General features: G+C 63.2%; 24 protein-coding genes, 1 tRNA gene and 1 pseudogene. 9 read left to right on the top strand and 17 right to left on the bottom strand.

From position 1 onward, the window contains the following. Position 1: 1 nt before the first annotated feature. On the bottom strand, positions 2-754 hold the full coding sequence (locus tag DL899_RS04860) for a cytochrome c biogenesis CcdA family protein (RefSeq protein ID WP_111732850.1): 753 nt from the start codon (positions 752-754) through the stop codon (positions 2-4). Positions 755-846: 92 nt separating this feature from the next. Here DL899_RS04860 and DL899_RS04865 point away from each other — a divergent pair, with 92 nt between their 5' ends. Beyond that, on the top strand, positions 847-1,083 hold the full coding sequence (locus DL899_RS04865) for a sulfurtransferase TusA family protein (protein ID WP_111732851.1): 237 nt from the start codon (positions 847-849) through the stop codon (positions 1,081-1,083). A 27-nt stretch (positions 1,084-1,110) separates the two neighbouring features. Here DL899_RS04865 and DL899_RS04870 read toward each other — a convergent pair whose 3' ends face one another. From DL899_RS04870 to purC, 6 genes are all read right to left on the bottom strand, one after another. After that, positions 1,111-3,807 carry an Rne/Rng family ribonuclease gene (locus tag DL899_RS04870; RefSeq protein WP_111732852.1) on the bottom strand — a complete coding sequence of 899 codons (2,697 nt, stop codon included), beginning with the start codon at positions 3,805-3,807 and terminating at the stop codon, positions 1,111-1,113. Between the two features lie 414 nt (positions 3,808-4,221). Next, positions 4,222-5,556: a sigma-54-dependent transcriptional regulator gene (locus DL899_RS04875; RefSeq protein WP_111732853.1), complete on the bottom strand. Its 1,335-nt coding sequence runs from the start codon at positions 5,554-5,556 to the stop codon at positions 4,222-4,224. A gap of 20 nt (positions 5,557-5,576) precedes the next feature. Beyond that, on the bottom strand, positions 5,577-7,361 hold the full coding sequence (locus DL899_RS04880) for a sensor histidine kinase (protein WP_111732854.1): 1,785 nt from the start codon (positions 7,359-7,361) through the stop codon (positions 5,577-5,579). Between the two features lie 39 nt (positions 7,362-7,400). Further along, positions 7,401-8,069, bottom strand: coding sequence for a phosphoribosylformylglycinamidine synthase subunit PurQ (gene purQ / locus DL899_RS04885; RefSeq protein WP_111732855.1), 669 nt, complete (start codon positions 8,067-8,069; stop codon positions 7,401-7,403). Continuing rightward, a complete protein-coding gene (purS, locus tag DL899_RS04890) occupies positions 8,069-8,308 on the bottom strand; it encodes a phosphoribosylformylglycinamidine synthase subunit PurS (RefSeq protein WP_111732856.1) in 240 nt (79 codons plus the stop codon). Before purS ends, purQ begins: the two co-directional genes overlap by 1 nt. A 28-nt stretch (positions 8,309-8,336) precedes the next feature. Continuing rightward, entirely contained in the window at positions 8,337-9,098 is a 762-nt protein-coding gene (purC, locus tag DL899_RS04895) for a phosphoribosylaminoimidazolesuccinocarboxamide synthase (RefSeq protein ID WP_111732857.1), read from the bottom strand. Positions 9,099-9,290: 192 nt separating this feature from the next. On the opposite strand from purC, the gene DL899_RS04900 reads away from it, so the two are divergent. From DL899_RS04900 to DL899_RS04915, 4 genes are all read left to right on the top strand, one after another. Further along, entirely contained in the window at positions 9,291-9,605 is a 315-nt protein-coding gene (locus DL899_RS04900) for a DUF1476 domain-containing protein (protein WP_111732858.1), read from the top strand. Between the two features lie 85 nt (positions 9,606-9,690). Then, positions 9,691-10,716 (top strand): betaine--homocysteine S-methyltransferase, encoded by a 1,026-nt coding sequence (gene bmt / locus DL899_RS04905; protein WP_111732859.1) that lies wholly within the window; start codon positions 9,691-9,693, stop codon positions 10,714-10,716. 204 nt (positions 10,717-10,920) lie between these two features. Beyond that, positions 10,921-11,625, top strand: a complete 705-nt coding sequence (locus DL899_RS04910) for a corrinoid protein (protein WP_111732860.1) — start codon at positions 10,921-10,923, stop codon at positions 11,623-11,625. A gap of 71 nt (positions 11,626-11,696) precedes the next feature. Continuing rightward, positions 11,697-12,332 (top strand): DUF1638 domain-containing protein, encoded by a 636-nt coding sequence (locus tag DL899_RS04915; RefSeq protein ID WP_111732861.1) that lies wholly within the window; start codon positions 11,697-11,699, stop codon positions 12,330-12,332. A gap of 7 nt (positions 12,333-12,339) precedes the next feature. Here DL899_RS04915 and DL899_RS04920 read toward each other — a convergent pair whose 3' ends face one another. After that, positions 12,340-12,753, bottom strand: a complete 414-nt coding sequence (locus DL899_RS04920) for a SufE family protein (RefSeq protein ID WP_111732862.1) — start codon at positions 12,751-12,753, stop codon at positions 12,340-12,342. Positions 12,754-12,915: 162 nt separating this feature from the next. Here DL899_RS04920 and DL899_RS04925 point away from each other — a divergent pair, with 162 nt between their 5' ends. Further along, positions 12,916-13,503 carry a hypothetical protein gene (locus tag DL899_RS04925; RefSeq protein WP_111732928.1) on the top strand — a complete coding sequence of 196 codons (588 nt, stop codon included), beginning with the start codon at positions 12,916-12,918 and terminating at the stop codon, positions 13,501-13,503. Between the two features lie 28 nt (positions 13,504-13,531). Here DL899_RS04925 and rnd read toward each other — a convergent pair whose 3' ends face one another. The 3 genes from rnd to purM all read right to left on the bottom strand — a co-directional run bounded on the left by rnd (position 13,532) and on the right by purM (position 16,425). Further along, on the bottom strand, positions 13,532-14,692 hold the full coding sequence (rnd, locus tag DL899_RS04930; RefSeq protein WP_111732929.1) for a ribonuclease D: 1,161 nt from the start codon (positions 14,690-14,692) through the stop codon (positions 13,532-13,534). Positions 14,693-14,785: 93 nt separating this feature from the next. After that, positions 14,786-15,379 carry a phosphoribosylglycinamide formyltransferase gene (gene purN, locus DL899_RS04935; protein ID WP_111732863.1) on the bottom strand — a complete coding sequence of 198 codons (594 nt, stop codon included), beginning with the start codon at positions 15,377-15,379 and terminating at the stop codon, positions 14,786-14,788. Further along, a complete protein-coding gene (purM, locus tag DL899_RS04940) occupies positions 15,376-16,425 on the bottom strand; it encodes a phosphoribosylformylglycinamidine cyclo-ligase (RefSeq protein WP_111732864.1) in 1,050 nt (349 codons plus the stop codon). The genes purN and purM overlap by 4 nt, the downstream gene beginning before the upstream one ends. 116 nt (positions 16,426-16,541) lie before the next feature. On the opposite strand from purM, the gene DL899_RS04945 reads away from it, so the two are divergent. The 3 genes and pseudogenes from DL899_RS04945 to DL899_RS20205 form a co-directional block, all read left to right on the top strand. Next, positions 16,542-16,618, top strand: a tRNA-Ile gene (locus tag DL899_RS04945). 114 nt (positions 16,619-16,732) lie between these two features. After that, complete coding sequence (locus tag DL899_RS20200; protein ID WP_420820951.1) at positions 16,733-16,840, top strand: DUF6538 domain-containing protein; 108 nt, start codon at positions 16,733-16,735, stop codon at positions 16,838-16,840. Between the two features lie 39 nt (positions 16,841-16,879). After that, positions 16,880-17,043 (top strand): annotated as a pseudogene (locus DL899_RS20205) (transposase); the annotation flags it as partial. Between the two features lie 98 nt (positions 17,044-17,141). Here the strand turns inward: DL899_RS20205 and DL899_RS04955 are convergent. Genes DL899_RS04955 through DL899_RS04980 form a run of 6 tightly spaced genes read right to left on the bottom strand, consistent with a single transcriptional unit; the run spans position 17,142 to position 22,690 of the window. After that, positions 17,142-18,338, bottom strand: a complete 1,197-nt coding sequence (locus DL899_RS04955; protein WP_239494601.1) for a phenylacetate--CoA ligase family protein — start codon at positions 18,336-18,338, stop codon at positions 17,142-17,144. Between the two features lie 27 nt (positions 18,339-18,365). Next, positions 18,366-19,175 carry an enoyl-CoA hydratase/isomerase family protein gene (locus DL899_RS04960; protein WP_111732866.1) on the bottom strand — a complete coding sequence of 270 codons (810 nt, stop codon included), beginning with the start codon at positions 19,173-19,175 and terminating at the stop codon, positions 18,366-18,368. Positions 19,176-19,208: 33 nt separating this feature from the next. Beyond that, on the bottom strand, positions 19,209-20,360 hold the full coding sequence (locus DL899_RS04965) for an acyl-CoA dehydrogenase family protein (RefSeq protein WP_111732867.1): 1,152 nt from the start codon (positions 20,358-20,360) through the stop codon (positions 19,209-19,211). Next, entirely contained in the window at positions 20,357-21,481 is a 1,125-nt protein-coding gene (locus tag DL899_RS04970) for an acyl-CoA dehydrogenase family protein (RefSeq protein ID WP_111732868.1), read from the bottom strand. The genes DL899_RS04965 and DL899_RS04970 overlap by 4 nt, the downstream gene beginning before the upstream one ends. After that, positions 21,468-21,917, bottom strand: coding sequence for a MaoC family dehydratase (locus tag DL899_RS04975; RefSeq protein ID WP_111732869.1), 450 nt, complete (start codon positions 21,915-21,917; stop codon positions 21,468-21,470). Before DL899_RS04975 ends, DL899_RS04970 begins: the two co-directional genes overlap by 14 nt. After that, the gene (locus DL899_RS04980) at positions 21,914-22,690 is read right to left on the bottom strand and encodes a transglutaminase-like domain-containing protein (RefSeq protein ID WP_239494602.1); all 777 of its coding nucleotides are present in this window, start codon (positions 22,688-22,690) and stop codon (positions 21,914-21,916) included. The genes DL899_RS04975 and DL899_RS04980 overlap by 4 nt, the downstream gene beginning before the upstream one ends.

A 22,690-nucleotide genomic window follows, 5' to 3' on the forward strand; every position in this document is an offset into this window, starting at 1 on the left:
CTTAACCGAGTTGCCCGAGCGCCGGAAACATCTCAAGCAGCCAGAACGAAAAGGCCGAAAAGCCGCCCGACAGCATCAACAGGCCGATCGTCCACAGCAGCAGGCCCATGATGCGTTCTATGCGCTCCATGTGGCGCTTCATCCATGCCATGAACCCGGTCAGCCGCGGCAGGAACGCCGCCACCAGCAGGAACGGCACGCCCAGGCCGATAGCATAGACCGCCAACAGCGCCGTACCGCGCACAACCGATGCCTCGGACGCCGCCAGCGACAGGATCGCGCCCAGTTGCGGGCCGATGCAGGGTGTCCAGCCAAAAGCAAAGGCCAGCCCCAGCATATAGGCGCCAAAGGCCGACCCGCCCCTGTCGCCCGCGTCGAACCGCGCCTCGCGGTCGAGAAAGCCGATCCGGTAGACACCGACGAAATGCGCCCCGAAAATCATCACAACTATGCCCGCGAAGGTATTGAGATAACTCTGATATTGCAGGAATGCCAACCCCGCGGAGGATGCCGCGAACCCCAGGATCAGGAACACCGTCGACAGCCCCAGCACGAAACACAGCGCCGGCACCACCGCCCGCGCCCGCGCCTGCCCCGAGTTGGACAGCTCCTGCAGGGTGATCCCGCTCATATAGGCAAGGTAGGGTGGCACCACCGGCAACACACAAGGGCTGAGAAACGAGATGATGCCAGCCAGCAGCGCGACGGTCATCGCCGGCAAGAGCGCGGCGTCTATGATTTCGATTCCGAACATGTGCCTCACATAATCGAATTACCGGGCACCGTCACGAGGCGCGATGTCACAACCTTGTGGACAGGCGGTGAGCGCCGGATTATCTGGACCTCATGACGCCCGATCACACCCTTGATGCCCGCGGCCTGTTGTGCCCGTTGCCGGTGCTGAAGCTGCGCAAGAGATTGAAATCGCTGGCCGCCGGCGAGGTGCTGGAACTCTGGGCCGATGACCCGGCAGCGGTGATCGACGTGCAGCATTTCTGCACCGAATCCGGCCATGATTTCCTGGGCATGAGTGAATGCGACGGCTTTAACGCCTTCGCGGTACGCAAGACCGGCCAGGCCTAGGGCCCCGCCGGTCCTGTCACGTTATTATCAGCGCCCCAGCGCCCACCAGCCACGCCGCTTGGGCGCACGCGCCTTGGCGGGTTCCTCAGCTGCATCCGCGGCGTCTGCCGGCTCCGGTTTCTGTTCCGCCACGGGGGCGGGTTCCGGCACTGGCTCAGGCACGGGGGCGGGTTCCGGCGCAGGTTCAGGGGCCGTTTCCGCCACCGGCTCTGGCGCCGGCTCTGGCGTTGCGTCCGCAGTCGCGGCCACTGGCGCCGGTTCCGCCTCTGCCGCTTTGGGGGTGCGCGGCTTGCGGGCGCGGGTGGTGCGCTTTTTTGGGGCCGGTTTGGCGGCTTCGGCAGCGTCAGCCGGGGTTGCATCAGCGGCCTCCGGAGGCGTTTCGGCCTCGGCCTCGGGCTTGGCCGCCTTGGTGGTGCTGCGGGTGCGCGGCTTGCGGGTGCGCTTGGGCTTTTCGGCGGTCTTTTCAGCCTCTTCTGCCGGCGCATCGGCTGCCTCGACGGCCTCCGCCTCGACCGGTGCTTCGGCAGGTGCCTCGGCTTCGCCCTCTGATCCGGATTCGGCCCCGTTCTCGGCGCCCTCTTCCGTCTCGGTCCCGTCATCCTTGCGCGAACGCGACCTGGACCGCCGCCGCCTGCGGCGCTTTTTCTTGGGTTTTTCTCCTTCGCCGCCGGTTTCGGGCGTCTCGACCGTCTCTTCGGTCTCGGCTTCCTCTTCCTCGACGATATCTTCCGGCAAGGTGCTGTCGACCGAGATCACCATTGCCGCCTCTGGCACGCTGCGGGTGGCGGTCTTGAACTTTTCAAGCGTGAAATCGGGGCTGACCAAGGCCGGATCGCCCTCGATACGCACCGACAGCCCATACCGCGCCTCGATATGGGCGACGTGTTCGCGCTTTTGGTTCATCAGGTAGTTGGCGATGCCGACCGGGCAGCGCACCAGTACCTCGCGCGAGCGACGGCGCACGCCCTCTTCCTCGATCTGGCGCAGGATCGACAGCGCAAGGTTGTCGTCCGACCGGATCAGCCCGGTGCCGTGGCAGGCCGGGCAAGGCTGGGTCGTGGCCTCGATCATGCCGGGGCGCAGGCGCTGGCGGCTCATCTCCAACAGGCCAAAGCCCGAGATACGGCCGATCTGGATGCGTGCGCGGTCAGATTTCAGCTTGTCTTTCAGGCGCTTTTCGACGGCGGTGTTGTTCTTGCGCTCTTCCATGTCGATGAAGTCGATCACGATCAGCCCGGCAAGGTCGCGCAGGCGCAACTGGCGCGCCACCTCTTCGGCGGCCTCCAGATTGGTCTTGAGCGCGGTTTCCTCGATCGAGCCTTCCTTGGTCGCCCGACCCGAGTTGACGTCGATGGCGACCAGCGCCTCGGTCACACCGATGACGATGTAGCCCCCCGATCTGAGCTGAACCACCGGGTTGAACATCGAGGACAGATAGCTTTCGACCTGGTAGCGGGCGAAAAGCGGCATCGCATCCTGGTAGTGTTTCACGTTCTTGGCGTGGGACGGCATGATCATCTTCATGAAGTCCTTGGCCACGCGATAGCCGGCCTCGCCCTCGACCAGAACCTCGTCGATCTCGCGGTTATAGAGGTCGCGGATCGACCGCTTGATCAGGTTGCCCTCTTCATAGATCTGCGCCGGGGCGATGGATTTCAGCGTCAGTTCGCGGATCTGTTCCCACAAACGCAGCAGGTATTCGTAGTCGCGCTTGATTTCCGACTTGGTGCGCTTGGCGCCGGCGGTGCGCACGATCAGCCCGGCACCGCGGGGCACGTCGATTTCAGACGCGATTTCCTTGAGCTTCTTGCGGTCGGCGGCGTTGGTGATCTTGCGCGAGATGCCGCCGCCACGGGCGGTGTTGGGCATCAGCACGCAATAGCGCCCGGCAAGGCTGAGGTAAGTGGTCAGCGCCGCGCCCTTGTTGCCGCGTTCCTCCTTGACCACCTGCACCAGCAGGATCTGACGCACCTTGATCACTTCCTGGATCTTGTATTTGCGCGGCCGCGGTTTGCGCGGCGGGCGGATATCCTCGTGATCGTCCTCTTCGGCGATCGATTCGATGCTATCGTCGCGCGCCGAGGCATCGGGGCGGGCGTCATCGTCGTCGCCGTTCGGCGCCTCGTCTTGATCGGCGTGCGCCGTGTCATCGGCGGCATCGCCGTTGTTGCCGTCGTTTTCGGCGGCGGTGTCTTCCTGCCCGTTCTCGACGGGCTCCTCGACCGGGGTCTCGGCCACGCGTTCCATCGGCGAAACCGCCTCGTCATCCGCGTCGCCATCGACAGCGGGGTCGATGGTTTCCATCCCCGAGATCTCTTCAGAGGCGGTCACCGCATCCTTGGACGTGGTCTTCTCCGACCTGGACCGGCTTCTGCGCGAATGTCCGCGGGATTTGGGACGAGCTTCGCCGTTGCCATCCTCTTCCTGCGCTTCGGCATAGGCGCGCTCTTCTTCCAGCAGCGCCTCTCGGTCCGCGACCGGGATCTGGTAATAGTCCGGATGGACCTCTGAAAAGGCAAGGAAACCGTGCCGGTTTCCGCCGTAATCGACAAAGGCCGCCTGAAGCGACGGTTCGACCCGGGTTACCTTGGCGAGATAGATGTTACCGGCGAGTTGCCGTTTGTTTTCTGATTCAAAGTCAAATTCCTCGACCTTGTTTCCGTCAACCACCACGACGCGGGTCTCTTCCGCGTGGGTGGCATCGATAAGCATTTTCTTGGCCATGTGATATCACTCGGCCGCGGACATCCGACCGACCCTGGCGGGGCGGTAGAGGTTGGCGGCATCTGATTGGGGGCAATGCCGCGCACATCCAGCAGTACAAGGGGTCCGACACTGGCCGCGAGGCCGGTGCAGATTGCCTGTCTGGGTTGCGCGCGCTTCATCGCGGTTCTTGCTCTCCGGCCCCTTGCGGGACCAATTCGGAACCGGCCGCTACCGCCTGTTGCGGTGTGCCGGAACATGGGTGGCCCGAAATTTACGGGTCCGATCGGTCTGTCCAGAAATGCGGAAACGTCGATCCGCCGGCATCTGATACAGAAAATCTCTTGTCCGCCGACAATGAAAAGCAGGCGGTGCAATTCACAGTAAAGCCTTCACAGACGGAAAGACAATCGGAAAATGACCTTTTCAGGCGACTCAGAGATAGTCCGAGCGCTGCAACCCATACTTGGCCATCTTCTCGTTAAGGGTGCGCCGTGGCAGGCACAGTTCTTCCATCACCGCGGCGATAGAGCCCTTGTGCCGGCGCATGGTGTTATCGATCAGCATGCGCTCGAAGGCTTCGACATATTCCTTTAGTGGCTTGCCCTCGGTCGTCATCACCGGCTGCATTTCCTGGTGGTCCGACATCATCAGCGAGGTAATGGTGCCGCTGCCGCGCCGGGCCTGCAGCACCGCGCGCTCGGCCATGTTGACCAGCTGGCGGACATTGCCGGGCCACGGTGCCTGCAACAGCTGCGCCGCCTCCTGGGCGCTGACCTGGGGCGCCTCGCAGCCGTAATCCTCGGCGAATTGTTCGCAGAAGCGGGCGAAAAGCGTCAGGATGTCCTCGCCCCGCTGGCGTAGCGGCGGCACGGTGATGCGCAGGCTGGCCAGGCGGAAAAACAGGTCGGGGCGCAGAACGTCCTCGCAGGTGCGATTCTGCTCCTGGATGTTCGAGATGGCTATGATGCGGGTTTCGGGCGGGGTGCCCTCGGCATCGATAAAGCTCAGCAGTCGGGCCTGGGTGGCCTCGCTCAGCGCCTCGACATCCTCCAGCACAAGGGTGCCTCCGCGCGCCTCTTCGACCGCGGGCAGCTGGGTGGCGGCGTTGTCTGACGGGCCGAATAGCCGGGCAATCAGCGCATCCTCGTCGAACGCCTTGCAGGCCAGCAGCACGAACTTGCGGCCTGCCCGCGCGCCCACCGCATGCAATGCATGCGCCACCAGCGTCTTGCCGGTGCCGGTCTCGCCCTCGATCAGCACGTGGTTGTCGGCCTGACCAAGGTCGAGGATATCCTCTTTCAGCCGCTCCATCGCCGGGCTGTGGCCGATCAGCTTTTTCATCAGCTGCCCGCCATCCGACAGCTCGCGCCGCAACGCGCGCGCATCCAGCGTCATCCGCCGTGCATTCGCCGCCTTCTTGGCCAGTTGCGTCATCCGGTCGGGGTTGAATGGCTTTTCCAGGAAATCGAAGGCGCCAAGGCGCATCGCCTCGACCGCCATCGGGACGTCGCCATGTCCGGTGATCATGATCACCGGCAGGCTGGAATCGGTGCCCATCAGCTTCTTGAGAAACTGCATGCCGTCCATTCCGGGCATCTTGATGTCGGTGACCACGATGCCGGGATAGTCGGGTCCCAGCACCTTCAGCGCCTCTTCGGCCGAGGCGAACGCCTCGGTGTCGTAGCCTGACAGCGCCAGCCACTGGCTGATTGACTGGCGCATGTCGCGTTCGTCGTCGATGATCGCGATTTTCATGGCACTTGGCATTCGGTTTTCTCCGTCGCCTGTCATTCCGCCGCGGATTGCCCGCCTGTGCGCGGCTCTTCGGGCAGAATCGGCAGTTGCATCTCGAACAGCGCCCCCCCGCCCGCGGCATTGCGCGCGGTGAGCCGCCCGCCCATGTCGTTCACGATCCCCGAGGAAATGGCAAGCCCCAGACCCACCCCTTCGCCCGGCTCCTTGGTAGTGTAGAAGGGTTCAAACAGGTTATCGATATCCTCGAGCCCGTGGCCGTTGTCGCGCACCGTCAGCACCGCCGTCTCGCCCGCGGCCAGCAGGATGTCGATGGCCGGATCGTCGACGTTACGTATGGCGTCCAGCGCGTTGCGCAACAGGTTGATCATCACCTGTTCGATGCGCACCTGGTCCCCCATCACCAGCACCGGTGTTTCGGGCAGGGTTCGCGTGATCCTGACCTGTCGCTGACGTAGCTGCGGCTCCATCATCGCCAGCGCGGAATTCAGCGCATCGCCAAGATTTACAGGGGCAAACTCCTTGCCGCCCTGCCGGGCATATGACTTGAGCTGCTTGGTGATGGCGCCCATCCGTTCGATCAGGTCATCGATGCGCTGGAACGCGGTCACCGCCTCTTCGGGGCGGTTGCGGCCCAACAGCAGACGCGCGCCGGCAAGGTAGGTTTTCATCGCCGCCAGCGGCTGGTTCAGCTCGTGGCTGACTGCCGCCGACATCTCGCCCAGGGCCGCCAGCTTGGAGCTTTGCGCAAGCGTCTGTTCGGCCACCGCCAGGTTCTCCTGCACCCTCTGACGTTCGGCAATTTCCCGCTGCAGCCGCGCGTTCAATGCGCGAAGCTCCGCCGATTCGCGCTGAAAGATCGCCATGCGCAGCGTTGCCCGGCGGTTCAGCACATAGAACGCCAACGCCAGCAGGATGGCAAAGCACATGATTTCCAGCGCCAGAAAGCCATTCACCTTTTCGCGCACGCTGGCATAGGTGGTGAAACTGGCGATGCGCCAGCCGCGAAAGCTGACCCGCCCGCCCACGCGCATGACCGCCTCGCCCTCGACCCAGGCGTCGGGCGGCAGGGTGTTCCAGTCAGCGGTGGCCTGCAACGCCCGCTGGATCGCGCTTGACGGCGGTTCGCGCGCCAGCGCCTCTTCTTCGGTCAGGCCGCGCCAGCGCGGTTCGGTGGCCAGGATGATGCGGCCCTCGCTGTCGGTCACCAGCACGGCGTCGGAAATGCCCGACCAGGCGCGTTCGTACTTGCCCAGCCCGACCTCGACCAGGATCACCCCGGCCAGCCCTGCCTGCGTTTCCATCCGACGGGAATAGAAAAAGCGGAAACGCCGACCTTCATCCTGCAGGATATTGAAAATATTGTCTTTTGACCTCAGCGCCTCGACGAAGACCGGGGATTCGCGATAATTCTCACCCAGCGTTTCACGGTTGGTCGAGGCGACGACGCGGCCATCCCTGTCGAGCAACGTCAGCGACGCGGCCGAGATTTCCTCGTTGAACGAGATAAGCCGCTGGGTGGATTGCGAATAGTCGCCGCTGGCCAGCGCAGAAATCAGCGTTGGATCGCGGGCCAGCAGTTGCGGCACGATGGCGTTCTGGCGCAGCTCGCTCAGCAGGTTACCACTGTAGAGCGCCAGCCGCACCACGGCGCGATTGCGGGTGCTTTCGGTGAAACGGTCGGTCAGAAAACGGTTCGTGACCGCCACGGTCGCGATGGCCAGCACCACCAACCCCAGCAGGATCAGGCGCGCGCGCAAACTCAGCGTGCGGATCGCGCCGCGCGGCCTGGGATCGGGTGTGGTGGCGGGCGGGGTCATTGCGACAGACTACGCCGCTGCCAGCGCCGTCTCAAGCGTTCACGCGGGCTGAAGGGCAGAGACCAGCGTATCAAACAGAACCCGGCCTTCGGTGTTACCGTGAATCGGGTCCGCCATGCGTTCGGGGTGTGGCATCATCCCCAGCACGCGGCGGTTTTCCGACAGGATGCCGGCGATGTCGCGGGCCGCGCCGTTGGGATTGTCGCAATAGCGGAACGCAACGCGATCCTCGGCGTCGAGCCGGTCAAGCGTCGCCTCGTCGGCGAAATAATTGCCGTCATGGTGCGCGATGGGAAAGGTCACCTCTGCCCCCGCCTCATAACCGCGGGTGAATACACTGTCGGTGGTTTCCACCGTCAGCCGCGCGGGCTTGCAGACATATTTCAGCCCGGCATTGCGCAGCAGAACACCGGGCAGCAGCCCGGTTTCGGTCAGCACCTGGAAACCATTGCAGATGCCCAGCACATAGCCGCCGCGCCCGGCATGGGCCACCACCGCCTGGCAGATCGGGGAATTGGCGGCAATGGCGCCGCAGCGCAGGTAATCGCCAAAGGAAAAGCCGCCCGGAATGCCGACCACGTCGACATCGGCAGGCAGGTCGGTATCCTTGTGCCAGACCATCGAGACCCTGGCGCCCGCATCCTCGAACGCGACCCGCAGATCGCGGTCGCAGTTGGAACCGGGAAAGACGATGACCGCGGCGTGCATCACGACACCTCTATCGAATAGCTTTCGATCACTGTGTTCGCGAGCAGCTTTTCGCACATCTCTGTAACGGCCGCCTCGGCCTTTGCCTTGTCGGTTTCAGCCAGGTCCAGCTCTACCACCTTGCCCTGGCGCACGCCCTCGATCCCGTCAAATCCCAGCTGCCTCAGCGCGTGGCGCACCGCCTCGCCCTGAGGGTCGAGCACGCCCGCCTTCAGCATCACCTGCACCCGTGCCTTCATCGCCCTGCCCTTTCTGCGCCCCGTATCCTCAGTTCACCAGTGTCGGCCGTGTCATGTGGGTGCCGCCCTTGGGCATCACGCCCAGCCGCCTGGCCACCTCGGTATAGGCATCGGTGAGCGACCCCAGGTCACGGCGGAACACGTCCTTGTCCAGTTTCTTGCCGGTCTCGATATCCCACAGCCGGCAGCTGTCGGGAGAGATCTCGTCGGCGACGATCAGGCGCTGGAAATCGCCGTCATAGACGCGGCCGATCTCGATCTTGAAATCAACCAGCTTGATGTCGACGGCGTACATCACGCCAGACAGGAAATCGTTGACCCGCAGCGCCAGGCTGAGGATGTCGTCCATGTCCTGCTGGCTGGCCCAGCCGAATGCGGCGATATGTTCTTCGGTCACCAGCGGGTCGCCCAGCTTGTCGTCCTTGAGGCAGTATTCCACAACCGGGCGCGGCAGGGTGGTGCCCTCTTCGATGCCCAGCCGTTGGGCCATCGACCCGGCGGCAAAGTTGCGCACGATCACCTCGAGCGGCACGATCTCGCAGGCGCGCACAAGCTGTTCGCGCATGTTGAGGCGCCGGATGAAGTGGTTGGGGATGCCGACATTGGTCAGCCCGTTCATGAAATACTCGCTCAGCATGTTGTTGAGCACGCCCTTGCCCTCGATCACGTCCTTTTTCTGGGCGTTGAAGGCGGTGGCGTCATCCTTGAAGTACTGAACAATGGTACCGGGCTCCGGCCCTTCGAAAAGCGTCTTGGCCTTGCCTTCGTAGATCTTTTTGCGCCGCGCCATGATCACTCCAAACCTGTGCGGACCCTGGCGCGCCTGTCGCGCGGGGCCTTGGCGTCTCAATAGTCCAAGGCCGGGGCAGCCGCAAGCGCACAGAGCCGGCCTTTTGGCACCGCGGCGCCCTGCCCCCTTGCGGTTTGCGCCCCCCGCGGGCATATCTGTCGCGATTGAATCGCCCAGCCAGGGAGCGGCCTTATGACCACTTTCGACGATCGCGAAAACGCGTTTGAGAACAAGTACAAGCATGACGAAGAAATGAAGTTCAAGGCGCAGATGCGTTGTAACAAGCTGCTGGGCCTCTGGGCTGCAGAGCTGCTGGGCAAGACCGGCGAAGACGCAAATGCCTATGCCATCGAGGTGGTCAAGTCCGATTTCGAAGAGGCCGGGCACGAGGACGTGATCCGCAAGGTGGCTCAGGATCTGGGCGATCTGGCCGATGCCGACACCATCCGCGCCAAGATGGACGAGCTGACGATCGTCGCCAAGGACCAGGTGATGAAAGAAGCCTGACACCGCGCCCGGCCGGCTGCGGAAAACACCCCCGCAGCCGCGCCGCAAGGCTGCACGCACGCCTCTTCATCCAACAGGACCGATCATGACCAACGCCCTTTCCCGCATGCTGCAAGACCGCGAGTGGATTCTCGCGGACGGTGCGACCGGCACCAACCTTTTCAACATGGGGCTGAGTTCGGGCGACGCGCCCGAGATGTGGAACGAAGAGCACCCCGAGCGGATCGAAAAGCTGTATACGCTTGCGGTCGATGCGGGCAGCGACCTGTTTCTGACCAACTCCTTCGGCGGCAATGCCGCGCGGCTGAAACTGCACGGCGCCGAGCGGCGCGCGCGGACGCTGTCGCGCATCGCCGCCGAGATCGGGCGCGAGGTGGCAGATCGCCAGGACCGCCCGGTGATCGTGGCCGGCTCGGTGGGCCCGACGGGCGAGATCATGGCGCCGATGGGCGAACTCACGCACGAGCTGGCGGTCGAGATATTCCACGAACAGGCCGACGGGCTGAAAGAGGGCGGCGCAGACGTGCTGTGGCTGGAAACCATTTCAGCCCCCGGTGAATACAAGGCCGCGGCAGAGGCGTTTGCCCTGGCCGGGATGCCCTGGTGCGGCACGATGAGCTTTGACACCGCCGGGCGCTCGATGATGGGGGTCACCTCTTCCGACCTGGCCGCGCTGGTCGAAAAACTGGATCACCCGCCGCTGGCCTACGGCGCCAATTGCGGCGTCGGCGCGTCGGACCTGATGCGCACGGTTCTGGGCTTTGTCGCCCACGGCACCGAGCGGCCGATCATCGCCAAGGGCAATGCCGGCATCCCGAAATATGTCGACGGACATATCCACTATGACGGCACCCCCGAACTGATGGCCGAATACGCGGTGCTGGCGCGTGATGCCGGCGCGCGTATCATCGGCGGCTGCTGTGGCACCATGTCCGAACACCTGTCCAAGATGCGCGAGGCGCTGGAAACCCGCCCCGCGGGTCCGCGCCCGACGCTGGAACAGATCGCGGCAGCGCTTGGCCCGTTCTCTTCGGCCGCCGACGGCACCAGCGAGGAAGAGCAGGTATCGTCGCGCGATCGCGCCAGTCGCGGCCGCCGCCGGCGCCGCTGACGCAAATAAGGCATCCGCGCTGCCCCCAAAGGTGCAGGAAATTCATGGTTATCTTTGATATCTTTCATGCCCGGTTTGCCGGAATTGTCGCTATAGGTCGGTAGCAGTACGGAGCATGTCGTAATTCGCAAAGTCGGCTCCGGCAATTTGGCGATAGCTGCGAAGCAGGCCGTGCGCGGCACACTCTAGGCAAGGAAAATCCCCATGTCCGATGAAGAAGAAGACATCGTCCTGTCCGAGCTTGATGACGAGGAACTGGCCCAGCAGATGTGGGACGACCTCTATGACGGTCTCAAGGAAGAGATCGAAGAGGGCGTGAACATTCTGCTCGAGCGCGGCTGGGAGCCGTACAAGGTATTGACCGAGGCCCTGGTCGGCGGCATGACCATCGTCGGCAAGGATTTCCGCGATGGCATCCTGTTCGTTCCCGAGGTGCTGCTGGCCGCCAACGCGATGAAGGGCGGCATGTTCATCCTCAAGCCGCTTCTGGCTGAAACCGGTGCCCCCCGCGTGGGCAAGATGGTGATCGGCACCGTCAAGGGCGACATCCACGACATCGGCAAGAACCTGGTGTCGATGATGATGGAAGGCGCAGGTTTCGAAGTGATCGATCTGGGTATCAACAACCCGGTCGAGAACTATCTGGAGGCGATCGAGACCGAACAGCCCGACATCCTGGGCATGTCCGCGCTGCTGACGACGACCATGCCCTACATGAAGGTCGTGATCGACACGATGGTGGAAATGGGCATCCGCGAGGATTACATCGTTCTGGTCGGCGGTGCGCCCCTGAACGAGGAATTCGGCCGCGCCATTGGGGCCGACGCCTATTGCCGCGACGCTGCGGTTGCTGTGGAAACGGCGAAGGAATTCGTCGGCCGCAAGCACAACCAGGGCGCAGTGGCCTGATCCAGGCAGCGTCGCAGCTACGGTATTGGCCCGCCCTCTGCGCGGGCCGGCGCCAGACGGAGTGACGCGATATGACCGGCCTTCCCAGCGATATCACATTGGCCGAAGCGGGCTTTGCCGATATCCGGCCGGGCCGCATCCTGCTGATCGCCTGTGGCGCACTGGCGCGCGAGATCCTGGCGCTGAAGAATGCCAATGGCTGGGATCACATGAGCCTGCAGTGCCTGCCCGCCAGCCTGCATCTCTACCCCGATCGAATCACCGCTGCGGTTGAACAGGCTGTGCTGGAAAACCGCGACAGCTATGACGAGATATTTGTCGTCTACGCCGATTGCGGCACCGGCGGGCAACTGGCCGCGAAATGCGCCGAGATGGGTGTCGAAATGGTCGAGGGCCCGCATTGCTATGCCTTTTTCGAAGGGCTCGACACGTTTTCCGAACACAACGAGGCCACGGCCTTTTACCTGACCGATTTTCTGGTGCGCCAGTTCGACGCCTTCGTGTGGCGCGCAATGGGGTTCGACCGCCACCCCGAACTGATAGAAATGATGTTCGGCAACTATACCAAGCTGGTCTATCAGGCCCAGACCCATGACCCCGCGCTGGACGCCAAGGCGCGCGAATGCGCGGCGCGCCTGGGGCTGGAATACGAATACCGCTTTACCGGCTATGGCGGGCTTGAAACCGCGCTGGCGGCGCGCGTCTGAGCGGCGCTCAGGCCGCCGCCTCGGCCGACACCTTGCGAATACGTTCGATCATCGCCCGCAGCCCGTTGGAGCGCTGCGACGACAGGTGATCCTGCAACGACAGCCGGCCCAGTTCGCCCTCGGCGTCGATGCCCGGCACCTGTTGTACCGGCGTGCCGTCGTACAGCGCCCGCAGCACCGCGATCAGGCCGCGCACGATCATCGCGTCGCTGTCACCTTCGAAGGTGAAGATGCCGCCATCGATTCGCGGATGCAGCCACACCTGGCTGGCACAGCCGTCGACCTTGGTCGCCGGAACCTTCAACGCGTCATCCAGCGGCGTCATCTCGCGGCCGCGTTCGATGACATAGCGATAGCGGTCCTCCCAGTCCTCCAGAAGTTCGAAATCCTCGACGATATCCTCGAATGCCTGGCTGGCCACGGGTCCGTGCTCCTCTTATTGCGGCGTGTTGCGTTCGCCCCTGCCGACACCTAGGCGGGCAAGGGCCCCGCGTCCAGACCCGGGGCCATGTCCAACCGGCGCTTTTCAAGCCGCGGCATTTGCGCTACGACCCTGACGCAGGATAACAAAGGCGGTTTGACCATGCGGTTTTCTCTGGTCGTTCTTCTGGTTGCGACGATGCTCTTGCCGGCTTGTGGCGGCAGCCTGCGCGACTCGCGCATCAACCCGGCCAACTGGTTCGGACGCAGCACCTCGGTCGAGACCGAGCCCGGCACCGTGCGCACCGCCGACGGGCGCGTCGAAGAGGTCAACCCCCTGATCGGCGAACGCCGGCAGTCAAGGATGATCCCGACCAACCGCAAGGTGCAAAATGATTCGGGCAGCATCTTCGACCGCGGCAAGAAAGAAGAAATTTACGAGGGCACGCGCATCGACCGTGTCACCGACCTGGCGGTCGAACGCACCTCGACCGGCGCCATCGTGCGCGTCACCGGTGTCAGCTCTCGTCAGGGCGCCTATGACGTGCGGCTGCTGCCGGTGGGCGACGGCAAACCCGTCGACGGCGTGATGACCTATGAGTTGTTGGCCCTGCAGCCGATCAATACGGCCATCGGCCCTGAACACACCCGCCGGATCCAGGCGGCGCTGCCGCTCAGTGTCAACGATCTGGAAGAGATCCGCACCATCCGTATCATCGCCCGGCACAACACCACCCAGACCACCCGCTGAGGGCCCCTGCCCGGCCCCGATGGCGGGGTCAGAGTGGAACGGTCGTCACGTTGCGGCCCTTGACCGCCAGCCCGACGCGACCCTCGCACAGCTCCAGCGCATCGCTGCCGAATACCTCGTGGCGCCAGCCATGCAGCGCCGGCACGTCGCGCGCGCCGCCCGCCAGCGCATCCAGGTCGGCGGCGCTGGCGATCAGCCGCGAGGCGACGCCGGCCTCTGTCGCCTTGGCCTTCAGCAGCACGCGCAAAAGGTCCGCCAGCGCGGGGTTTGCCTGCGGGATATCGCGCCCGGCATCCAGCCTGGGCAGCGCATCGTCCGGGCATTCCAGCCCCGCCTTGACCGCTTTCAGGATACCCTCGGCGATGTCACCGCGCCGCGCCTCGCGCAGCAGCAGGCGCCCGCGCGACAGATCCTCGGGCGACCTGGGCTTGGTCGAGGCCAGCTCGACCAGGGCATCGTCCTTGAGCACGCGATTGCGGGGGATGTTGCGCGCCTGCGCGTGCGCCTCGCGGAACCGTGCCAGTTCTCGCACGATGGCCAGAAACCGGCCCGATCCGTTGCGGGTGCGGATGCGCTGCCAGGCTTCTTCGGGGCGCACGATATAGGTCTCGGGGTTGTTGAGAACTTCCATTTCCTCGGCCACCCATTTTTCGCGGCCGGTCTCGGCCAACCGGGCCGAGAGGTGTTCGTAGATGTTGCGCAGATGGGTGACATCGGCCAACGCATAGGTCTGCTGCGCCACCGACAACGGCCGGCGCGACCAGTCGGTAAAGCGCGAGGTCTTGTCGAGGCTCTGGCGCGCAACCTTGCGCACCAGTGTCTCGTATCCCACCTGGTCGCCGAAGCCGCAGACCATCGCCGCGACCTGGGTGTCAAACAGCGGCGTCGGGATAAGCCCGGCATCGACGTGGAAGATTTCCAGATCCTGCCGCGCCGCGTGAAAGACCTTGACCACCGAGGTGTCGAGAAACAGATCGTAAAGCGGGTCCAGCGACATCCCGTCACCGGCGATCGGATCGACCAGCACCGCATTGTCGTCGTCGTCGCCCGGCAGCGCCAGTTGCACGAGGCAAAGCTGGGCATAATAGCTGCGCTCGCGCAGGAATTCGGTGTCGACAGTCACATAGGGCGCTTCGCGGCCGCGGGCGCAAAAAGCGGCAAGCTCGTCAGTGGTGGTGATGGTCGTCACGCGGGGTCGGTTGTCCTGCTTGGTCATGGTGCCTCGTATAATCCCCTTGCCTGTCGATATAGACGGATGGGGCGGAAATGAAAACCGCGTGCCTCAGGGCAGGAACACGGGGCGCCGGTCGCCGGCGGCAAACCGGCGCAGAACCGCCGGATAAAGGATGTGCTCTTGCGTCAGCACCCGCGCCGCCAGCATGTCCGGCGTGTCGCCGGGCAGAACCGGCACCCGCGCCTGGCCCAGGATCGGGCCGGCGTCCAGCTCGGCTGTGACTTCGTGCACGGTGCATCCGGCCTCGGGGTCGCCCGCCGTCAGCGCGCGGGCATGGGTGTCGAGCCCGGGATATTTCGGCAAGAGCGAGGGGTGGATGTTCAGCATCCTGCCCTGCCAGTTCGCCACGAAGGCGGGCGTCAGGATGCGCATGAACCCGGCCAGGCAGACGATCTCGGCCCCTACCTTTTCCAATTCACGCTGAAGTGTGGCCTCAAACCCGGCCCGGTCGCCCGCGAATGGGCGATGATCGACCACCGCCACCGGCACGCCCCGCGCCGCGGCCTTTTCCAGCCCGCCGGCATTCGGGTCGTTCGACAGCACCAGACAGGGCCGCGCCGGATGATCGCCAGTCATGCTGTCAACCAGCGCGACCATGTTCGAACCGCCGCCGGAAATCAGGATCGCGACCCGCTGCGTCACGCAAGCGACCCGCGATAGGCAACCCCCTGCCCCTCGACCAGGTGGCCAAGGCGGATGACGGTTTCACCAGCTTGCGCCAGCCCCGCGGCCAGATCATCGGCACGCGCGGCATCGACAGCCAGCACCATGCCGATACCGCTGTTGAAGGTCTTGAGCATCTCGGCCTCGGCCAGATCGCCGGTGCGCGCCAGCCACTCGAACACCCCCGGCAGTTGCCATGAGGAAAGATCGACCTCTGCCCCCACGCCCTCGGGCAGGACGCGCGGCAGGTTTTCGGTCAGCCCGCCGCCGGTGATATGGGCCAGCGCATGCACCCCGCCCGCCCTGATCGCCGCCAGGGCGGACCGCACATAAAGCCGCGTCGGCGCCAACAGCGCCGCGCCAAGGGTGCCATCGGCCCAGGGGCACGGATCAGCCCAGCCCAGCCCCGACACCTCGACCAGGCGGCGCACCAAGCTGTAACCGTTGGAATGCACCCCGTCCGAGGCCAGCCCCAACAGAACGTCGCCCGCCGCCACCCCGGCCGGCAGTGCCGCGCCCCGTTCCATCGCGCCCACGGCAAACCCGGCAAGGTCGAAATCGCCCGCGCCGTACATGCCCGGCATCTCGGCGGTCTCGCCGCCGATCAACGCGCAGCCCGACCCGGTGCAGCCCTTTGCGATGCCCTCGATCACGCGCGCGGCGCTGTCGATGTCCAGCTTGCCGGTGGCGAAATAGTCCAGAAAGAACAGCGGCTCGGCCCCCTGGCAGACCAGGTCGTTGACGCACATCGCCACCAGGTCTATGCCGATGGTGTCCATCTCGCCGGTGTCGATGGCCAGCCGCAGCTTGGTGCCGACGCCATCGGTCGCGGCCACCAGCACCGGGTCGTCATACCCCGCCGCGCGCAGATCAAAGAGCGCGCCAAAGCCGCCCAGCCCCGACATCACGCCGGGCCGCGCGGTGGCCTTTGCCGCCGGCTTGATCCGCTCGACCAGCGCGTTCCCCGCGTCGATATCGACGCCCGCCTCAGCATAGGTGATGCCCTTGTTCGCGCCTTTGGCCATGCCCGTCCACTCCGACCGTTTGGGTTTGGCGCCTCGGTTAGACCATCGCAGGCGGCCGCGCAATCGCGAAAGGCTTGACGCCCCCGCGCAGCGCACCTAACCAGTGGCCTCAGGTCGGGCCTGTAGCTCAATTGGTTAGAGCAGAGCGCTCATAACGCTTTGGTTGGGGGTTCGAGTCCCTCCGGGCCTACCAGACCATCCCGTTGAAACTAAAGAAAACTATTGATTCCAGGGCCTTGTGCCCGTTCTATGGTTACAGTTTTGGTTGCAAACGCAGATCGTTTTGGCAGGCAAGATCAGTCACCTGGTGAATCGCTCAGGGCGCTACCACGCCCGGCTTGTTGTTCCGAAAGACCTGCGGCCCATCGTCGGCAAGACCAAGCTACGCACCCCCTTGGGAGGCAACTGCCGCTGAGCGCGACGAGGGCGATTTCAGCGGTCAGCCGACACCCCCATTGAGCGCAAGACCGATGTCGTCGGCATCTTTCCGAACGAAGCCGCCATACGCCGGCTCGTTGGCGCCATTTTCACGGTGCAGACCAAGGAATGGAGGGTCAGCGCTGGCGATACCTGACGCTGGTCATCGAACGCAAATTGACTGGCTTGAACCCGTTCTGAACACCCGAAACGATCTGAAAAGAGCCGGCTGGAAAATCCCTGCCGCCCCTTTCCCTGCACAAGATTTTTCGCGCATGTCTTGGGGAAATAGGCTGACCTCAGCTGTCTTTATGGTTGACGATCAGGTCCGCATTCTCTGGCAACTCGGCGACGACGCTCACCGCGTCGGCACGAATTCTCGAATGCAGTTTGAAAGCCTCGGCGCAGGCGGCTTCGGCCGCGGCCGCGTCAGCGCCATCTTCAAGCACAAGCGAGATGCGGATCATGTCGCGATCTTTTTCCCGCGTCACCACGGCCTGCGCGGCCTTTGCCCCCGGCGTCGCGATGACGACCTCTTCGATCACGCGAGGATAGACGAATATCTCGCGCACCTTGACCGCCGCGCCGACCCGGCCCTGCAACGCCGACAGGCGCTTGACGCTGCCATCCTCGTTGCTTTCAAGCGCAAAAGCACTGTCACCGGTGCCAAACCGGATCATCGGCCAAGTGGCATCACGCGCGGTCACCACAACCTCGCCCGGCTCGCCCTGCGGCATCTGCTCTCCGCTGACCGGATCGCAGATTTGCACCACGCGGTCGGGGTGAACCACATAGCCTTCGCCGCCATCCTCGCAGGCAACAAGACCCAGATCGGCAGTTGCATAGGCGGACCAGGTGGAGACACCATAGGTGTCTTCGATCATACGGCGCTTGGCCATCCAGTCGCCCATCTCGCCGCCCAGGAACGCGGTTTTCACCTTCCAGGCATCGCGCCCATAGGTTTCGACCACCTTGTCCGCGAGCGTCAGGAAGAACGCGGTCGAGGCGCAGATCGCGGTCACGCCAGTTTCCACGATGATCTGTGCCTGAAGCTCGGTGTTGCCCACGCCACCGGGAATGACCGTGGCGCCCGCCACCTGCGCCGCTTCGTCGAACAACAGCCCCGCCGGCACGAGGTGATACATCCAGGTATTCAGGATGATATCCCCTGCGCCCACTCCGGCCGTCTTGAAAAGCAGGTCAAGCCCGTGCCCGCCGCCGCCCGGAAGCGCCGGTTCAAAGATCGGGCCGGGTGAGGTGTAGATCCGCCCGACATCCTTCAGATCAGCGGCGAGGAACCCGCCGAAGGGCGGATTCTCACGCTGGATGTTCAAAAGTTCTTCTTTCTTCATCACCGGCAGACGTGACAAGTCCGCCAACGACCTTACGGCTGCCGGATCGAATCCAGCAGCCGCAAATCGTGATTTCAGACCCGGGGCCTTTTCGGCCGCGACGGTATAGGCTTGAGCTATGTCTACGAAAAAGTCGTCAGACATGTCCATGCCTCCCTGGCCATTCGTTGGTTAAAGCGGGCAGTCCTTGCGGAAGTTCGGCGCGCGCTTCTCGCGGTGTGACAGCACACCTTCCTTGACATCTTCGCCCATGAAGCCAAGCATTTCCAGAGCCGTCGAAGCATCAAAGATCGGGCCGGCCTGGCGCAGCCAGTTGTTCAGCGAATACTTGGTCCACCGGATCGCGCTTTGCGAGCCGTTGGCGAGTTCGACAGCCGTGTCCAAAGCGATCTGCTGCAACTCGTCATCCTCGACGCACATCGACACAAGACCGATGCGCTCGGCTTCTTCGCCAGATACCGGCTTGCAGGTCATCAGGTAATATTTCGCCTTGGCCATCGAGGTCAGCAGCGGCCAGATGATCGCCGCAACATCCCCGGCGGCAACACCCAGACGCGGGTGACCATCGACGATCTTGGCGCGCTTGCCGGCGATCGAGATGTCGGCGAGGATGGCCACGACAAGACCAGCGCCAGCCGCAGGGCCGTTGATCGCGGAAATGATCGGTTTGTTGCAATTGATGATGTTGTAGACGAGGTCTTTGGCTTCTTTCCACGTCTTCATGATCTCATGCGAGTTGCCGATCATGTTTTCGATCAGGCTGAAGTCGCCCCCCGCCGAGAACGCCTTGCCCGCGCCGGTCACGATCACCGCGTTGATATCGGGGTCGCGGTTGATGTCGATCCACATATCCGTCATCTGGGTGTGAGTTTCCGCGTCGACGGAATTGAAAGACTCGGGCCGATCGAACGTGATGCGCAGGACGCGATCCGCCGGGTAATCAAACTTCATCTTGTGGTATTTTGCATAACGATCCGACATGTTTCTGTTCCTTCCTTGGATGTTGGTGTGGGTTCAGCTAGGCAATCCAAGGACAGCCTTGGACAGAATGTTGCGCTGGATTTCATTTGATCCGCCGTAGATCGTTGCCGGCCGGGCCTTGTAGAAGCTCGCCAGAACATCGACGCCGACATTGCCGACCTGTAGGGGGCCAATGGTGCCGCCATCTGGTCCTGCCGCCTCGATCATCAGTTCGGTGATGCGCTGGAAGCACTCGGTTACCCAGATCTTGAGCATCGAGACATCGGCGCCCAGCGTTTCGCCCCGCTTGAGCTGGTCGGCAAAACGCGAGTAGAGCGCGGCGTGATCCTCAACGTCGAGCGCGGCCTGGGCGAAACGGTCGCGAAACACCGGATCGTCAAAGGCGCCACGGCCACGAGCAAAGTTTTCAAGCTGTCCCAGAGCGTTCTGGGCCAGGCTTGGCGACCCCATAAAGATGCGCTCGAAGCTCAGCAGCGCCTTGGCCATCGTCCAGCCCTTGTTCAACTCGCCCACTAGGTTTTCGCGCGGCGTGCGGGCATTATCGAAGAAGACCTCGCAGAACTCGGTTTCTCCCGAAAGGGTCGTGATTGTGCGCACGTCAACGCCGGGCTGATCCATTGGCGCCAACAAGAAACTGATGCCCTGCTGTTTCTTCGGCGTATCCGGGTCCGTGCGCACCAGCATGAAGATGTGGGTGGCGTCATGCGCCATCGTCGTCCAGATTTTCTGACCATTGATGACAAAGTCGTCGCCATCAATCTCTGCCCGTGTGCGAAGGTTGGCCAGATCAGAGCCGGCACCGGGCTCGGAGTAACCTTGGCACCAGATGTCTTCGCAGCTCAGGATACGTGGAAGCCAATAGTCCTTTTGCTTCTGCGTGCCGAACTTGATGATCAGAGGACCCACCATCTGAATGCCCATGTCACGCCCGCGGTTCACACCCCAGCGCTGCTGTTCCTCGTAGAAGATCATCAGCTTGGACGCGCTCAGCCCCATGCCGCCATATTCGGCGGGCCAGGCCGGAGCGACCCAACCCTTGGCGTGAAGCTTGCGGTGCCAATGTTCAACCTCGGCGAATTTCGGACGGTGCGGCAGATGGCGCAGCTCTTCGGGATAATCCGCCTCGAAGAATTGACGCACTTCCTTGCGGAACTCTGCATCGGTCATTGCGTTCCAGTCGGTCATTGCGCTGCCCCTTCCTCTTCCCGCGTCTCGAACCAAATCCGCCTGTGGTAGGCGTCGTCGCCCAGCCAGGCCGACAGAACCAGCGACCGGTTCAGGTAAAGCCCGATATCGAACTCGTCGGTATAACCGACCGCGCCGTGCATCTGGATCGCGTCACGCGTGATCTTCTTAGCCGTTGTGACCGCGCGGGCCTTGGCCCGGCTGGCAAGCCGCGCCCGGGCTTTCGGATCGGTTTCATCATCCATCAGCCCAAGGACTTCGCGCACCCCGGACTGTGCGATCTCCAGCATCACGTTCAGGTCGACTGCGCGATGCTGGATGACCTGGAACGACCCGATGGGCTTGTCGAACTGCTCCCGGGCCTTGATATACTCCAGAGATATCTCAAAGACGCGTGCGCTCAGGCCGACAAGCTCGGCTGCGGTAAGCGCCGTTGCATCGTTGATTGCCTCGGCGAGCGCGTTCCGAACCGCATCACCACTGGCCAATTCCTCGGCCGGGGTGCCCGAGAACGAAAGCTCGTCCATAGCGCTGCCATCGGCCTGCCTGCGCCCTTCGACGGAAAGGCCGTCCGCGCCGACCTCTGTCAGGACGAGAACCGGACCGGCGTCGCCTTCGGCCACGACCAAAAAGCCCTGTGCGCCGGACGCGCCGACAACCCAGGCCTTGCTGCCATTCAGTTTTCCGTCGGCGTAGCGGCAGCTCGCCTCGGCGGGGCCGCCGTTTGGTCCGCGCTCCTGCCAGGCGACGGGCAGAACGGTTTCGCCGCTGACAAGCTGTTCCATTCTGGCGTGTTCCGGGCAAAGCCGCCGCAGAAGGCCAAGGCTCAGCGCGACTGTCACCACTACCGGTTCCGGGGCGATCACACGGCCGACTTCTTCGGCGATGACGCCGCCTGCGGCCAGGCCCATGCCAAGCCCACCGTTATCTTCGGGAACTGTCACCCCAAAGACGCCGGCCTCGGCCAGTTCGCGGACCATGTCCGCGTCCCAGCCGCCACCGGCATCGCGCAGTTTTCTGGCCCTTGCGCTGCCGCCCGCGCGCTCAAACAGGGTGCGCGCGCTTTCACGCAGCAAGCGAAGATCTTCTTGGTCGCTGGAAAGCATGTCAGTCTGTGTCATTTTGTTTTCGCCGGATCATAACGGGGGTGTCGGTTGAAAAAACCACCTCGCCCTTGGGGTTTTTGGCGCAAAGGGTATAGTGCAGAATACCTCGGTCGGGCTTGCTTTTTGACGGCGTGACCGAGTTGATCGTCAATTCGATATCGAGCGGTTCATCCGGGCGCACGGGCCGCTGCCAGCGCAGATTGTCGAACCCGATGCCACCGATATTGGCGATACCAACCATGAACTCGGTCGTGATCGGCTTGAACACCTCAAGCATCGTCTGAAAGCCCGAGGCGATCAGGCTGCCGTGTACGGTGGTCGCATAGGCTTCGTCGGTGTGCAGCTGTTGCGGGTCCCACTCCTCGGCGAATGCTATGATAGCCTCCTTGCTCATCGGGTCGCTGCGGAAGCGAAAAACCTGGCCCGGCGCGAAGTCATCCAGATACTTCAAGAGCCCTCTTCCTTGGAGAAACCGGAATCGTACCCGCTCGAATCCTTGGCAATTCGCACGCGATTGAACTCTTCCAGTTTTGGGTAGGCTTTCTTGAAGTCCGCCAGGAACTCTGCGATCGGCGCGTCGGCATAGAGCCCCCGGTCATTCACATATTCCATGTGCCGGTGGTTCTGTTCGTCGAACTCGTGAAAGAGAGCATCGTGATATCCGTCAAAGACCAGCGGTTTGACGCCGAATCGTTCACAGAGTTCCATGTTGAAAGCGGGTGTGACCTTGTAGGTCTCACCGTCCAGCCACAACTGAACGTATCCGTGATAGATGAACAGGTCGCTATCCATCAACTCCTGCAACTTGGGCGTATTCAGGTGGTTGCGCACATCCGCAAACCCCAGAGCGGCGGGAATGCCGACGGCCCGCAGACAGGCAGTAAGAAGGATTGCCTTGGGCACGCAAAACGCCGCTTCTGCCCCGGCAATTCGGCTGGCGCGATACGATTCTTTATCCAGCGCAAAGCAATAGGGATCGTAACGGATATTATCGCGAACCGCCTCGAACAGGCGGATCGCCTTGTCACGGTTGGCTGCATCCGCGGGAAGATCACGCAAAGCCTTGGACACGAAGCCCTGCACTTCGAGGCTGTCGCTTTCGATATAGTGCGTTGGCATGACATAGCGCTCTGCTTCTGCCGGCAGGTCATCACTCGATTGTGCCATTACTCCTCCCAAATTTCTAACAAGCGTTAGATTAAAGGCTGAAAACTTGCTAGTCAA

The sequence above is a fragment of the Roseovarius amoyensis genome, assembly GCF_003260265.1.
GTDB lineage: Bacteria > Pseudomonadota > Alphaproteobacteria > Rhodobacterales > Rhodobacteraceae > Roseovarius > Roseovarius amoyensis.

Excerpts from the sequence above, each read along its gene's own strand:
- DL899_RS04860 (WP_111732850.1), bottom strand. The coding sequence starts at position 754 with ATGTTCGGAATCGAAATCATAGACGCCGCGCTCTTGCCGGCGATGACC.
- DL899_RS04875 (WP_111732853.1), bottom strand. The coding sequence starts at position 5,556 with ATGCCAAGTGCCATGAAAATCGCGATCATCGACGACGAACGCGACATG.
- DL899_RS04925 (WP_111732928.1), top strand. The coding sequence starts at position 12,916 with ATGCGGTTTTCTCTGGTCGTTCTTCTGGTTGCGACGATGCTCTTGCCG.
- DL899_RS04900 (WP_111732858.1), top strand. The coding sequence starts at position 9,291 with ATGACCACTTTCGACGATCGCGAAAACGCGTTTGAGAACAAGTACAAG.
- DL899_RS04870 (WP_111732852.1), bottom strand. The coding sequence starts at position 3,807 with ATGGCCAAGAAAATGCTTATCGATGCCACCCACGCGGAAGAGACCCGC.
- DL899_RS04970 (WP_111732868.1), bottom strand. The coding sequence starts at position 21,481 with ATGACACAGACTGACATGCTTTCCAGCGACCAAGAAGATCTTCGCTTG.
- DL899_RS04865 (WP_111732851.1), top strand. The coding sequence starts at position 847 with ATGACGCCCGATCACACCCTTGATGCCCGCGGCCTGTTGTGCCCGTTG.
- DL899_RS04965 (WP_111732867.1), bottom strand. The coding sequence starts at position 20,360 with ATGACCGACTGGAACGCAATGACCGATGCAGAGTTCCGCAAGGAAGTG.
- purM (WP_111732864.1), bottom strand. The coding sequence starts at position 16,425 with ATGGCCAAAGGCGCGAACAAGGGCATCACCTATGCTGAGGCGGGCGTC.
- DL899_RS04915 (WP_111732861.1), top strand. The coding sequence starts at position 11,697 with ATGACCGGCCTTCCCAGCGATATCACATTGGCCGAAGCGGGCTTTGCC.
- DL899_RS04880 (WP_111732854.1), bottom strand. The coding sequence starts at position 7,361 with ATGACCCCGCCCGCCACCACACCCGATCCCAGGCCGCGCGGCGCGATC.
- purC (WP_111732857.1), bottom strand. The coding sequence starts at position 9,098 with ATGGCGCGGCGCAAAAAGATCTACGAAGGCAAGGCCAAGACGCTTTTC.
- DL899_RS04910 (WP_111732860.1), top strand. The coding sequence starts at position 10,921 with ATGTCCGATGAAGAAGAAGACATCGTCCTGTCCGAGCTTGATGACGAG.
- DL899_RS04960 (WP_111732866.1), bottom strand. The coding sequence starts at position 19,175 with ATGTCGGATCGTTATGCAAAATACCACAAGATGAAGTTTGATTACCCG.
- purS (WP_111732856.1), bottom strand. The coding sequence starts at position 8,308 with ATGAAGGCACGGGTGCAGGTGATGCTGAAGGCGGGCGTGCTCGACCCT.
- purQ (WP_111732855.1), bottom strand. The coding sequence starts at position 8,069 with ATGCACGCCGCGGTCATCGTCTTTCCCGGTTCCAACTGCGACCGCGAT.
- bmt (WP_111732859.1), top strand. The coding sequence starts at position 9,691 with ATGACCAACGCCCTTTCCCGCATGCTGCAAGACCGCGAGTGGATTCTC.
- DL899_RS04955 (WP_239494601.1), bottom strand. The coding sequence starts at position 18,338 with ATGTCTGACGACTTTTTCGTAGACATAGCTCAAGCCTATACCGTCGCG.